This is a genomic window from Candidatus Edwardsbacteria bacterium RifOxyA12_full_54_48, from assembly GCA_001777915.1.
In the GTDB taxonomy this organism is placed as follows: domain Bacteria; phylum Edwardsbacteria; class AC1; order AC1; family EtOH8; genus UBA2226.
Genome location: MFFN01000004.1, coordinates 929,787 through 943,125, shown reverse-complemented (window position 1 = coordinate 943,125; position 13,339 = coordinate 929,787). Strand labels below are relative to the sequence as shown.

Here is a 13,339-nt window from a genome sequence, read left to right as displayed (position 1 = left end):
TTTAACCTAATAGTTCATACCCAGAAAAAGCGTCAGCGCCTGCTGGCTTAAATTAATTTCATTATCAATACCGGTAAAGGTCAGCCCGATTTCATTTTCCGGAGTATCCGGATCATCGGCATAGTACCTCTGGGTTTGAATACCGGTGGTTGAAATCTTGCTGAATTCATAACCGGCTCCGGCAAATATTTTTTTGCCCGAGCCCAATTTCAACAGAATTATCCGGCCGCCCAATTCAGCCCCCCATCCGGAACCCTTGGAGCTGGTGGTGACCTTAAAATATCTCAATATATGATCATCTTCGTCATTGGCCCTTGATCTGATGTACCGCGTCAATTTGCCGTCCAGCCACGAATTTTCCGACAGGCCCAACCTTAAGCATAATCCCAAGAAAGGCAAATGATAGGAAACGCGATAATCAAGCACATTGGTGCTTTGAAGGGTGTCAAACGTGTATATTTGGCCCTCATATACTGGTTGCTGCCAACCCTTTACGCCATATATGTCGTAGGTGAAATTCAGATACCGGTACCCCAGCAAGATTGAACCTGAGATATCGTTATACAGGGTCCTTCCTACCCGTAAATTTGCGCACAACTCGCTGGCATTCAAATCGGCCGTCGATTGGGTAGCGCTCCAGACCCATTTTTCAGAATATCCATATGCCTCGTACGTCACATAATCGGAATCAACCATTGTGGTTTCCGGATCGGTGATGTTCTTGGCGTACAATAATTCGAACCCGACGTATTTATCCGGCGATTTAAAAGGATGTTTTATTAGCGAGGCCTTGACATTTACCTTATAACCATCCACCGGAAAGGCCAAAACACTCTGCCAGGTATAGTAGGCTTCGGCAAATTTTATATGATACTCGGTATAGCCTGACACTTTTTGGATCGATCCCTCGATTAAAATGTCGTTTCCCCCTGCCTTCCTCTCATTTTTAAAGGAGTTACATTCGCCTGTTTGTTTTATGGGAAGAACTGCACCGGAGGGTTTTTGTTTGACCAGCCCGGCTTTTGCAAGATCCTCCTGGCTCATCTCCCCGTCTGAAATCCAACGGCCCTCGCCGGGCACATGTTCTGTGCTGTCGTTTAATATAACCTTTGATATCGTTTCCACCGGGATATTGAAGGCCTCATTTAACGTTGTGCCGCGCAGGACGAACGAAATCTGTTCCTCCCCCCATTTTATAACCGTTCCTTCGAATTTGTTTCCGGCCTTTAAATATAATTCATCACCCAGGGCCCAGGGAGCCATGGATAATGCTATCAAGATGCTCATTGAAACTGTTTTCATGCCATCCTATATGATAAGTTTATAGCGTTATCAACCTGGCGATGGTTTCCTTAAGCTCGTCAAGGTTGCTTGATTTTACGATATAGGCATCGGCCAGCCAGGAGGAGAAATCGGTCTTATAGGCCGGATAGGCGGTATTGATGATGATGGGGATCTTGCGGTTGGCCTCCCGCATCCAGCGCAGCATCTCCAGCCCGCCATCCTGGGCGGTGAGCTTTAGGTCCAGCACCACCAGGTCCACCTGGTTCCGGGAGAATTCCTTCTGGGCCTCGTCCAATGTCGCGGCACAGATCACCTGGTAGCCGGAAGCGGTAAAATCCTGCTGGTATAAAATGCGGATATTCTCCTCATCATCGACCACCAAAATAGTTTTCATGATGCGCTCCTTTTCAAAGGTTACAGGTCCCTGACAAAGCACTATGTTAACGGAATGCTGATGGTGAAAGCGGTCCCGCCTTCCGGTCTTAACTCGGCTTTTATCATTCCCCGGTGGCTGTTTATGATCTTCTTGCTGAGGGCCAGCCCTATGCCGCTGCCGTTGTTTTTGGTGGTAAACCGGGGTTCGAATATTCTGCCTATATGGTCGCCGGATATGCCGGATCCGGTGTCGGAGATCGTTATCTCGATATTGTTGGGTTCCATCTTTTGCGTTTCAATCTGCAGCAGGCCGCCGGACGGCATGGCATGAACGGCGTTTTTGAATATGTTAAAAAAGACCTGGGGCAGCTGCAGTTTATCCAGCCAGATCAGATGTTCCGGGCAGTGATAGCTGGTTTGTATCTCTATTTTTTTGTCCTCAAATTCCGGCAGCAGCAGTTTAAGGCAATCGTCAATGATGGTATTGATATCGGCCCGGACCAGCTCCGGTTCTTTGAATCGAGCCATCTCCAGGGTGTCGGACAGGACCGCCTCCAGGCGCTCGATCTCGGAGCCTATTATCCTCAATTGCTTTTCAAAGGGCCGGTTGTCCGGCTGCTGCTTGGCCATGGAGTTGATGAAGCCGCCGATGGATACCAAAGGGGTCCTCATTTCATGGGCCAGGGTGGTGGCGATCTCTCCGATGGAGGCCATTTTCTCGGCTTTTATCAGCCGGTCCTGGCTCTGGCGCAGTTCCTTCATCTTCATCTGCAGCTGCTGATAAAGCTTGGCATTGCGGATGGCGCTGGCAACCTGACCGGCAAATATCTCCAGCAGGGTCAGATCGCTTTGCTCGATGGGCGCCCGGGTGATCGAGTTGTCCGCCATCAACACTCCCAGCGGTTCGTTCTCGGCAATCAGGGGAACTATCACGAAATTGCTGACCTTGAGAACGGCGGCAAAGCCCCTGGCTCCAGGGATGGCCTGGGCGTCGCTTACCAAAAATGGTTTTCTTTGGCTGATGGCCCTGACGGCCACATTGTCGTAATCTTCAACCGGAACTTTTATCTCCCTGACCAGCCGGTTGACATATTCGTTGCCGTCTATTTCCTGATGGGGCCGCATAGCCAGTTCCTTGAAGCTGGCGGGGGTTTTTTTAAGCTCGTCCCAGATCTTGGTGGCTTCCTCCGGACCGGTGGGGCCGACCGCCATCTCTCCCACCAGGTTCTTCCGGCTGTCATCCAGCAGCAGCAAAAAGGCCCGGTTCAACCTTAATATTTCCGCCGCCGTGACCCCGGTCAGGATTATGTGCAGGATCTGTTTCAGGTCCAGGGTGGACTGCAGGGCCTTGGTCACTTCATTGAGCATGGCCAGATTTTGAATATTCTCGGTCAGGGCCCGGTTTGATCTGGCCACCTCTTCATGAAAGGAGCCCATCTCCTCCAACAGTTTAAAAAGGGTGTCGGACATCAGATGGTCATCCGCCCGGCGCCCGGCGCCCCTTTCGATAATGCCCTGGAAATGGCCGCAGCTGCGGCAGTGCCGGTACAGCCGTTCCCGGAATGGCAGATACAGCCCGTCAAAGCCCGGCCGGGGTTCGCTTAACCAGCAGTGCTTACCGCCCCTCCGCCGGACCGGACATTCTTTTTGCTGACAATTTCTGTCTTCCCAGCACTTGGTACTCATGGATATAGATGATATTGTTTCAAGTGGTCTTCACTATCCGGTCAGGGGGACCGCCCCCGGTATCGTCCAGCTCCTGGTGCCAACCGTTCTCCAGCCCGAATTCCTCCGCCCACTCCACCGCCTGCCGATATTCCTCCCGGCTGATGCTCCTTCCCAGTTCGGCAGTTTGGTTCGCCCGGTGGGCTGGAAAGAACTGGGACATCAGGGACAGATGCACCTGGGGCGATATCTCACCGGCCAGGAACTTCAAAGCCTCCCGGGTCTGCGACAATCCGTTGGGCAGCACCAAATGCCTTACCAGCATTCCTCGGAGCGCTATCCCCTGGTCGTCCAGTTGCAATTCGCCCACCTGCCGCCACATCTCCTTTAATGCCGCCTGATTGACCTCCGGATAGTCCCCCGCTTCCGAATATCTCTCCGCCGCCCCGGGATCGGTGTATCTGATATCCGGCAGATAAATGTCTATCACCCCCTCCAGCAGTTTTAAGGAATCAAGCGAATCATACCCGCTGGTATTGTAGACCAATGGCAGATTAAACCCTTGCCGAACTGCTATCTCCAGCGCCATCAATATCTGGGCGGTCATATGGGACGGGGTAACAAAGTTGATATTGTGGCAGCCCCTTTGCTGCAGCTCCAGCATCATCCCGGCCAGCCGTTCCACCGTGACCTCCTGTCCCTGACCCAGTTGGCTTATCGGCCAGTTCTGGCAGTAGCAGCAGGACAGGTTACAGCGGCTGAAAAAGATGGTGCCCGAGCCGCGGATCCCGGATATCGGCGGTTCCTCCCCGTGATGGACGTTATAGCTGGAGACCGTGGGCAGAAATCCGGACCGGCAGCAACCAAGCTGGCCCTGCCAGCGGTTGACTCCGCAGTTACGGGGGCAGAGGGTACAGCTGGATAGAAGATCGCCGGCCTCCCGGCTCTTTTTTCCCAGATCTCCTGTCTTATAAAGTTCTATAAAGCTGGGCTTGATCTCCATATGAAATGTAATAATAACTGTCAGTAATTTCAAGCAGGGTCTTAAATATCTGCCTGGGTTTTATATGAATTCCACAAATCCGGCCATTACTTTTTTCTTTACCCCGCCGTTGAACACTATGGAGAGCTTCACATCATCGCCGTCCCCCTCGGCCTCCACCACCTGGCCCTGGCCCCATATCTCATGATGCACCCTCTTTCCCTTGAGGCCCTTGGCCTGGGTTTGATAAGTTCCCTCCCGAGGCTCCCCGTGGAAATCGCCGGCCGGTTTTTCGTTTCTCGGCGAATCGGTATTCAGGTTCTCCCTGGGAAGCTCGGCAATGAAGCGGGAGGGGGATGATTGCATCAGTCCGCCGAAATGGCGGCGGGACATGGCCGAACAGAGCGTCAGTTTGCTTTGGGCCCTAGTGATGGCCACATAGAACAGCCTCCGCTCCTCCTCCAACTCTTCAATGGTATCCAGCGATGCCCGGTGCGGCAACAGCCCCTCCTCCAGGCCGCTGATGAACACATAGGGAAACTCCAGTCCCTTGGCGTTGTGGATGGTCATCAAGGTAACCGCCTCGGCGGAATCGTTCCAGCGGTCGATATCGGCCACCAGGGATACTTCGGCCAGAAAAGCGGGCAGGCCCTTATCCTCCGAGCGTTCACAGAATTCGTTGGCGGCCGAGGCCAGCTCCTGAACATTCTCGGTCCGGCTGTCGGCCTCGACCTTGTCCAGGTACTGGCTGCCGATGAACTTTATATAGCCTGATTGTTCGATGACCTTTGTGATCAGCTCCTGGGCGTTCAAGGATTCTTTTAAGGCTATCAGCTTTTCCAAATCCTTTACAAACCCGCTGGCAGCCGATTTTATGCCCGGCCCCAGTCCGGGCACCTGGTCGTTTTCCTTAAGGGCCTGGAGCAGGGAGATATCCCTTTCGGCGGCATAGGATTCGATCCGGGACAGGCTGGTGTCGCCGATGCCCCGGGGCGGAATATTTATGATCCTTTTCAAGCCCACGGCATCCGCCGGGTTGACCACCACCCGCAGATAGGCCAGAACATCCTTGATCTCCTTCCGTTCGTAGAATTTCAGCCCGCCCACTATCAGATAGGGCACCGCTGCCCGCCGCAGGGAATCCTCCAGCGCCCGGCTCTGGGCGTTGGTGCGGTAAAGTATCACGCAGTCCTTCAAGGAGCCTTTGGTCCAATGCTGCTTGATGGCCCGGCAGATCTTTTCGGCCTCGTCGCGTTCGTCCCAGGCGCACCACAGCGAGACATTCTCCCCCTTGGGATTGTCGGTCCACAGTTCCTTGCCCTTGCGGCCGGCATTGTTCTTGACCACCTGATTGGCGCATTCCAGAATGACCTGGGTGGAGCGGTAGTTCTGCTCCAGGCGGACTATCCTGGCCTCGGGAAAATCTTTCTCAAACTCCAGGATATTCCGGATGTCGGCCCCCCGGAAGCCGTAGATTGACTGGTCGTCATCGCCCACCACGCATAACTGGCGGTGGCTCTGGGAAAGCAGTTTTACCAGCATATACTGGGCGCGGTTGGTATCCTGGTACTCATCGACCAGGATGTGCTGGAATTTATGGCCGTAATCGTCCAGGATCTTTTTGTTGCCGGACAGTATTTTTACGGTATTGAAGATCAGATCGTCGAAATCCATGGCCTGGTTCTTCAGCAATTCCTGCTGGTAGAGGTGGTAGATCCTGGCTACCTCCTTCTCAAAGAAATCGTAGGCCATCTTCTGGTATTCCTCCGGCCCCACCAGGCTGTCCTTGGAGCTGGAGATGCGCGATATCACGGCTTTTACCGGCACCCTGCGTTCCGGGATGGCCAGGTCGCCCATCACTTTTTTCATCAGGGCCAGCTTGTCGTTCTCGTCGTAGATGGTATAATCGCGCTGGTATCCCAGGAGATATCCCTCTTGGCGCAGTATCCTGGCGCAGACCGAGTGGAAAGTCCCCACCCACAGGCCGTCCACGCTGCGATTTATCAAGCGGCCCACCCGGTTTTTCATCTCCCCGGCCGCCTTGTTGGTAAAGGTCACCGCCAATATGGCCCGGGGGGCGCAAACACCCTGCCCCACCAGGTAAGCCAGGCGGTGGGTCAGCACCCGGGTCTTTCCCGAGCCGGCCCCGGCCAGTATCAGCAGGGGGCCCTTCAGGTAGGTGACAGCTTCTTTTTGCTCGGGGTTGAGCTTTGCTAAAAATTCCATTAAAAAATATTCCTGTAGGTATGGTGTCTTCTGGTCGGGGTGTTTTTGCAGTATTTACTTCTTCTCATGCAGACTGGCCAGCGGCACCTCCAGAATGATCTCCACCTCGGTGTCGCTGATGTAACGAGTGGATCGCACCTGGCTGCCGGGAATGGCCGCGGTTCCGCCGGACAGGGGTATCTTTTTCAGGGCCAGCGCCAGCTTCTTATAGGCATCCACCTTGGCCAGCCTCAGGGCGGTAAGCTTCGGCAGGGCCTCGTAACCCGGCGCGTCTATCCTGTTTTTGGTCCGCCCCACTCCCCTGACCAGCATAAAATTTCCCTCGATCCAAACGTCCTTCGAAGTAATGATATCCGGAAGCAGGCTTTCGCTGGTGCTATACTCCAATATTATTTGCTCGATAATGAATCTTCCGTCGCTGATGAAGGGTATGCCCCCGTCGGCATAAAGCAGGATCTTGAATATATTCTGCGGTCCCAGGTAATCTATCCGGCCGTCATATGAAGTGGTGTAAAGATACTTGGGACTGCGGGATTCCCATAAGCCATCGCTGTTGGTCGCTTCCCACAGCCTCCAGTTGGGACTCAGCCTTTTGTTGCGGATGGAAAGATCATCGTAGGCGGTTCCATAATTATAGACGTATATCTTTAGCCATTTGTTTTTTATGTTTTTGAAGCTTAATCCGGCCTTTATCCGGTCGGTGGCGGCCGGAAGCTGGAATTGGTAGACTGCCGCACCATAGGAAAAGAGTCCCTTCAGCATTGCCTGATCGCCGAATACGCTGGTTTGGCGGGATTCTCCGGAATAATCTTTCCCCTTGATCGTTTTATTTTCCCGGGCTGCCAGCGGGGCCGCCGCCAGTATTGCTGTTAAAATGATCTTGGAAATATTTTTGAACATAGTTCCTCCCTAACGATTCAATTGCAATGATAACACTGTAATTTCGTGCTGTCAACGGGTTTATTCTATACATTATTTTAATTATATTTTTTACTTGACTTGACTTGTTTACATTGATATTATTTAATTGTATAAGGGTTGTATTATAAAATTGTTCATCTCTGGTTTTTCATTACCTTAAGGAGTGATCTTATGAAACAGAATCCAGATTCAAACAACGATTTTGAATTTCTATACTCACTGAGCAAGGCCTTGTCATCGACCCTGGACCAGACCCAGCTGTTGGATATGATCATTGAGGCAGCCAAGACGCTGACCATGGCTGAGGCCAGCTCTTTGCTGCTGCTGGATGAGAACACCCAGAGACTTCATTTCGCCCATGCCACCGGGCAGGTTTCCGAGGAATTAAAGAAGCTTTCGGTTCCGATGGGCCAGGGCATAGCCGGCTGGGTGGCCCGGGAGAAGAAACCCCAGATAGTCAATCAGGCGGATAAGGACAACCGCTGGTACAAGGGCATTGACGAAAAGACCAAATTCATCACCCGCTCGCTGTTGTGCGTTCCTCTGGTGCTGGACGACAAGACGGTCGGGGTCATCGAGGTCTTGAACAAGCAGGAAAGCCAGTCCTTTGACGAACGGGACCAGGACCTGCTTCTGAAAGTGGCCGAAATGGCGGCCCGGGTCCTGGAGAATGCCGACAAATACCACAAACTGCAGACCGAGAACCTTCAGCTTAGGGATGACATCGCCAGCCGCTACACCATTATCGGAGAAAGCCCTTCCATCCAGGAGGTTTTAGGGTTGGCTCAGAAGGTGGCCTTGAGCAATACCACGGTTTTACTGCAGGGTGAGAACGGCACCGGAAAAGAGCTTCTGGCCAGGTACATCCACAACCAAAGCCCCAGGCGCGACAGGGCGTTCATCGCCGTAAACTGCGCCGCCATACCCCTGGAACTGCTGGAGTCAGAGCTGTTCGGGCATGAGAAAGGCTCCTTCACCGGGGCCATCAACTTAAGGCGGGGCCGGTTTGAGCTGGCCCACCAGGGGACCATCTTTCTGGATGAGGTGGGTGACCTTCCTTTGGCGGTCCAGGCCAAGATCCTGAGGGTATTGCAGGAGCGCGAATTTGAACGGCTGGGCGGCAGTGAAACCATAAAGGTCGATGTCAGGATAGTCGGCGCCACCAATCACGATCTGATACAATTGGTCAGGGAAAACCAGTTTCGGGAGGATCTGTATTACCGCCTGAATGTGTTCCAGATATTTTTACCACCGCTAAGGCAGCGCCGGGAGGACATACCGGTCCTGGCCGAGCATTTTTTGAAATATTTCTGCCGGGAGACCAAAAAGAATATCATGGGATTTTCGGCCGCGGTGATCAATTCCATGCTGGAATACAGCTGGCCGGGAAATATCAGGGAGCTTCAGAATGTCGTTGAGCGGGCAGTGGTGATATCTTCGGGAAAAGTGATCAATAATATTATGTTGCAGGATATCAACATTGGCGGCAAAAAGGATATGGCGCTGTCTTCTAACATTCCCTGGGACGAGGCGCAGAAAATTTTCAAAAAAGAATACCTGATAAAAGTCTTGAATGCAAACAAATGGAATCAACGCAAAGCTGCTTCCGCCATAAAAATACAACCCACTTATTTATCCCGGCTTATAAAAGAACTTAATATAACCAAACCATAATTTATACTATTATATTATTATTGGCTTATGTAATAGTATAACAATCATAGCCCACGTCATTATTTAACCTTTTATATATTAAAGAGTTAGCGTTTAATTTCTGTTGGCATAATAGTTGCATGTAATTCTAGTGTTAAAAATAATAACACAAAGGATTTACATGTATAACTCAAAGGACTTCCCGGAGCTTAGCGTTTTCATTAAGGATACCGTTGATTGTTTTGAAAAATGGAATATCCTTATTCACTACAGCCGGCAGCCCATGGCTCAGGAATCGGTCTGCAGCCTGACCAAGCTGACCGGACGCCCCCAGGAAGCAATCAAGACGGCTATCGATGACCTTTTGATGCAGGGTGTGCTCTATTCAAATGAAAACAATCAGGAGAATTACCATCTGTCCTCAGAAAAAGCGCCTATATTTGAAAAATTAAAAAGCGGCATGACCGATAAATCCGCCAGATTGAGATTGCTGATGGTGGCCGTGGAATCCATAAGAATAAAAAGCAATTCCGGAAAAGGAGAGAAGAAGTGAAAAAATTAGCGTTGATTGTTTTATTTGGCGTTACCGTTGCATGTACGGCTCATGCCGCCAAAGATACCTGCAAAATATTCCTGTGGGACAACGATGCCGGGGAAGCTACACAGCGGGCCCCGGCCGCTGTGATGGACGAGAATTACGGCTCCCGCTATGTATGGGCCGACAGCCGAGACGGAAATTTCAACATCTACGGCCGGATCTGGGAGCGGAAACCGGCAGCGGCTACAGGCTCCTTTCTGGTCAACCGGATCCGGGTGGACGAGCATACCCAGGAGCAGCCCGATGTGGCTGGTACTGAGGCGGATTTTTTCTTCGTGGTCTGGCAGGACTCTATAATGAAATCCGGGGAATTGTGTCAGTTGTATGGTCGTAAGCTGGACAAGACCGGTCACCCGATGACCGACGAGATTCCGGTATTGGAGGCGTCCAACAAGGGCAACGCCAAATACCCCAAGATCGCGGTCAACAGAAGAACCCAGGACTTTATTGTGGTCTGGCAGGATGACCGGGACGGGCAGATCGACATTTGGGGCAGGTTGTTCAACTACAAGTTCGAGCCGCAGTCGCCCGACATCAAACTCAACGAGGACGGCCTCAAGGTTAGCCACGTTTTGCCAGCGGTCAGTTTCACTGACGAGGGCATTGCCGTGACCTGGCAGGACAACCGGGACGGCCTAGCCCGGGCCGATATCTATTTCCGTTATTTCAAGCCCGATCTTACCCCCCTCACCGCCAGCAAGCAGGTCAATAGCGATGTCGAGAGACCGCATTTCACTCCATCCATCGCTGCCTCTGACACAGGCTATTTCACCATAGTCTGGCTGAGCTTCCAGAACCATTTCTACGGTGACATATATGCCCAGCGCTTTTATCCCGACGCCAAGTCTCTGGGCTCGAACGGCAAGATCAACCTTTCCACCGCCCCGGTGGCCTGCCGCATACCGTCCGTGACCATGGGCACCGACAATGCCTCGTTCTGGACCAGCTGGGCAGATTCCTCCAGCAGCACTTACGGCTACCAGATACGGGCCAGGTATTTCGACCAGTATGCCCGCTTGGGCTCCACCGTCAAAGTGGTAAACGACAACTGGTATTACGGTCAGAGAGCCCCGGACGTCTGCCGCTTCGGGGACTGGTTCTCGGTGGCCTGGCTGGATTCCAGCCGGACCAACGGCCGGGGCGACGATTTCGGTCAGTACTTCCTGCTCAACTCGCAGAAGGATGACACCCTGGATGCGGTGGACATCAACTACAACATCAGCGCCGACAAGGCGGCAGGCCGGAGCATCTGGTATCACCCCAAAAAGAATTACGATGACCCATCCACTACCGGCTGGAACGAGGACCCCATCGCCGAACCCGATTCCATCTATATCCCGCTCGATTCGGCCTATGTCCGGGCATTTAATGAACGCAACATACCCAACCAGTTGTTCGTTCAGATCACCGACACCGATATTCTGGAATATGCCTGGCGCAAGCAGGGAAAACTGAACAGCAGCGACGCTTATAACCTCTGCCTGCTGGACCTGGGCTATGCCGAGGACGGCAGCACTGCCGGCGTTATACAGGAAGAACAACAAGACTCTCTGGAAAATTTTGCCACCGATAGTTTGAGTTGCCTGCTGGTGGCCGGTAACGATTTCGGTGAGATGTATAATACCACAACCTTATTCTCATATTTCGGCTCCGAATACAAGGGCCCCGGCAATGCATCGGAAACAGGCAACATTCAGAAGATAAACGGCATTGCCGGCACATTCACCGAGGGCATGTATTTCGACTATCCTTTCCAGCAGGGGCCTGATAATTCGGTGGATATCATCTCACCGAAGTTGACCGGGAGCCAGTTGCTGATGGAGAGCGAAGGTCCCGGCAAGATCACCTACGGCCGGGCCACCACCTATGGAAGCTACTACAAGGGAGAGAAAGCTTCCAACCACAATAACGTCTATTTGACCTTCTCCATCGGGTCGTTGAGCAACGGCATTCATCCCAGCACCGCTTCCGAACTGACCCGCCGGATATTAGCCTACCAGGGGTTCAACGTTGAACCGGAACCGATCGTTGACCTGGTGGATTCGGTATACACCGGCACCATTGAGGGCACCGTAGAACTTTCGTGGACCGCTGTCAGCGATGATGCTTTGACAGAGAAAGCCAGTAAATACTGGCTGAAATATTCCAAGTACAATTCCGCTGTTTCCGACTTGGGCAAGATAAGTTCCGAAACCGATTTTATCGACACTGGTTCTACATATTACCAGACTTGGGCGCCAGCAAATGCTGGTGTGCTTGAGAAGAAAACTGTTTACGGCTTTGCTCCGGGAGATACCTTGATATTTGCCTTAAAAGCCGGAGATGAAAGTTCTCCCACTCGGTGGGGAACTTTGGGCAACGAACCCCGCATAGTGGCTTCAGGAGATACTGTAACTCCCCATACGATAAGATTGGGTTATGTTACATTCGGCGCCGTAAATGATTTCTGCAAAAGCGAACGGATCGGCACACGGATTGGAGCAGTGGGTTCAAGGGACACACTATTTACCACGTGGGATGCATCCAATCTATACTTGGGTTACGGCCGCAATGACTGGCGCACAGCCGGTGATTTGCTATTTTATTTTGACACCCGCACCGGAGGGGCCGACTCAACTTTCAAATACAACGGCACCGGATCCGCCGGATTCGATGTCAATTTCCGGCCAGATTTCTGCCTGGTTTTTGAAAATGCCGACTCCATTTCTTTAAAGAAATGGAACGGTTCAGCCTGGGTTGATTCAGTTACCATAGCAGCCTATCTTGCAGCCAATAGGCCCTATCTGGACAGCATCAATAAGTACACCTACGCTGAAATGCGGGTGCCCTTTAGTTATTTAAAATACACCGTGGGCAATGTATTTAAGTTTTTGGCGGTTTCCCAATATGAAACCAGCGACAATCCATGGAACGCCTTCCCAACTACAAATTCCATCACCACCAAGGGCGCCAAGGTGCCGGCCAAGTACGGCTCTTACTACCAATTCAACAGCCTGGCTGCCGGGGTATCTCCCCGAGCCATTGCCACTCCCATGGCGGTGGAGTTATCTATGTTTGCTGCGGCTTTCGAACAGGGAAGTGTAAACCTGGCCTGGCGGAGCGGTCTGGAGGAGGAGCACAATCTGTGGCTGGTGGAACGATCCTCAGACGACGGAAAAATATATACCCGCCTGGCTGAGCTGAAAGGGACAGGCTCTGGTTCGGATTACAGCTACCAGGATAATTCGGCCCTGCCGGGACAAGATTACCTGTATCGCCTGGGAGCCCTGGACAATCTTGGCGCCACCGAATGGTACGGACCGGTGCTGGTGAACATCCCGGAGGCAGCCGATATCTATTCATACAGCTTAAGGGCCATGCCCAACCCATTCAACAACAGCTGCCAGATCCGCTACAGCACCAGCCGGCAGGAGAGGATGGCGCTAAAGGTTTACGATATCTGCGGGCATCTGGTGAAGACCCTATTTGACGAGGTCAAACAGCCCGGCAGCTATGCCGCCAACTGGACCGGCACCGATGACAACGGACGGAACCTGTCCAATGGCGTATATTTCTACCGCCTGACTTCGGGCCAAGGTTGCTTGACCCAAAAGATCACCCTGTTGAGATAACAGATCAATGAAAAAAGCGCCCCG

Annotated in this window: 9 protein-coding genes; 3 read left to right on the top strand and 6 right to left on the bottom strand. The window is 52.3% G+C overall.

The window, feature by feature from the left end; genetic code table 11:
* Nucleotides 1-6 precede the first annotated feature (6 nt).
* The 6 genes from A2273_05835 to A2273_05810 are packed head-to-tail and all read right to left on the bottom strand — an operon-like array spanning nucleotide 7 to nucleotide 7,432.
* Nucleotides 7-1,287: a hypothetical protein gene (locus A2273_05835; GenBank protein OGF07977.1), complete on the bottom strand. Its 1,281-nt coding sequence runs from the start codon at nucleotides 1,285-1,287 to the stop codon at nucleotides 7-9.
* Nucleotides 1,288-1,321: 34 nt separating this feature from the next.
* Nucleotides 1,322-1,678, bottom strand: a complete 357-nt coding sequence (locus A2273_05830; protein OGF07976.1) for a two-component system response regulator — start codon at nucleotides 1,676-1,678, stop codon at nucleotides 1,322-1,324.
* A 41-nt stretch (nucleotides 1,679-1,719) separates the two neighbouring features.
* A complete protein-coding gene (locus A2273_05825; protein OGF07975.1) occupies nucleotides 1,720-3,345 on the bottom strand; it encodes a hypothetical protein in 1,626 nt (541 codons plus the stop codon).
* A 19-nt stretch (nucleotides 3,346-3,364) separates the two neighbouring features.
* Nucleotides 3,365-4,327, bottom strand: a complete 963-nt coding sequence (locus A2273_05820; GenBank protein ID OGF07974.1) for a radical SAM protein — start codon at nucleotides 4,325-4,327, stop codon at nucleotides 3,365-3,367.
* 60 nt (nucleotides 4,328-4,387) lie between these two features.
* On the bottom strand, nucleotides 4,388-6,532 hold the full coding sequence (locus A2273_05815; protein OGF07973.1) for a hypothetical protein: 2,145 nt from the start codon (nucleotides 6,530-6,532) through the stop codon (nucleotides 4,388-4,390).
* A 54-nt stretch (nucleotides 6,533-6,586) separates the two neighbouring features.
* Nucleotides 6,587-7,432: a hypothetical protein gene (locus A2273_05810; protein OGF07972.1), complete on the bottom strand. Its 846-nt coding sequence runs from the start codon at nucleotides 7,430-7,432 to the stop codon at nucleotides 6,587-6,589.
* Between the two features lie 192 nt (nucleotides 7,433-7,624).
* On the opposite strand from A2273_05810, the gene A2273_05805 reads away from it, so the two are divergent.
* From A2273_05805 to A2273_05795, 3 genes are all read left to right on the top strand, one after another.
* On the top strand, nucleotides 7,625-9,127 hold the full coding sequence (locus A2273_05805; protein ID OGF07971.1) for a hypothetical protein: 1,503 nt from the start codon (nucleotides 7,625-7,627) through the stop codon (nucleotides 9,125-9,127).
* 160 nt (nucleotides 9,128-9,287) lie between these two features.
* Nucleotides 9,288-9,659, top strand: a complete 372-nt coding sequence (locus A2273_05800; protein OGF07970.1) for a hypothetical protein — start codon at nucleotides 9,288-9,290, stop codon at nucleotides 9,657-9,659.
* Entirely contained in the window at nucleotides 9,656-13,315 is a 3,660-nt protein-coding gene (locus A2273_05795; GenBank protein OGF07969.1) for a hypothetical protein, read from the top strand. The genes A2273_05800 and A2273_05795 overlap by 4 nt, the downstream gene beginning before the upstream one ends.
* Nucleotides 13,316-13,339: the final 24 nt, after the last annotated feature.

What these genes read in the sequence shown, in the direction of transcription:
- A2273_05835 (OGF07977.1), bottom strand. Translation starts at nt 1,287, where the DNA reads ATGAGCATCTTGATAGCATTATCCATGGCTCCCTGGGCCCTGGGTGAT.
- A2273_05830 (OGF07976.1), bottom strand. Translation starts at nt 1,678, where the DNA reads ATGAAAACTATTTTGGTGGTCGATGATGAGGAGAATATCCGCATTTTA.
- A2273_05805 (OGF07971.1), top strand. Translation starts at nt 7,625, where the DNA reads ATGAAACAGAATCCAGATTCAAACAACGATTTTGAATTTCTATACTCA.
- A2273_05810 (OGF07972.1), bottom strand. Translation starts at nt 7,432, where the DNA reads ATGTTCAAAAATATTTCCAAGATCATTTTAACAGCAATACTGGCGGCG.
- A2273_05815 (OGF07973.1), bottom strand. Translation starts at nt 6,532, where the DNA reads ATGGAATTTTTAGCAAAGCTCAACCCCGAGCAAAAAGAAGCTGTCACC.
- A2273_05820 (OGF07974.1), bottom strand. Translation starts at nt 4,327, where the DNA reads ATGGAGATCAAGCCCAGCTTTATAGAACTTTATAAGACAGGAGATCTG.
- A2273_05825 (OGF07975.1), bottom strand. Translation starts at nt 3,345, where the DNA reads ATGAGTACCAAGTGCTGGGAAGACAGAAATTGTCAGCAAAAAGAATGT.
- A2273_05800 (OGF07970.1), top strand. Translation starts at nt 9,288, where the DNA reads ATGTATAACTCAAAGGACTTCCCGGAGCTTAGCGTTTTCATTAAGGAT.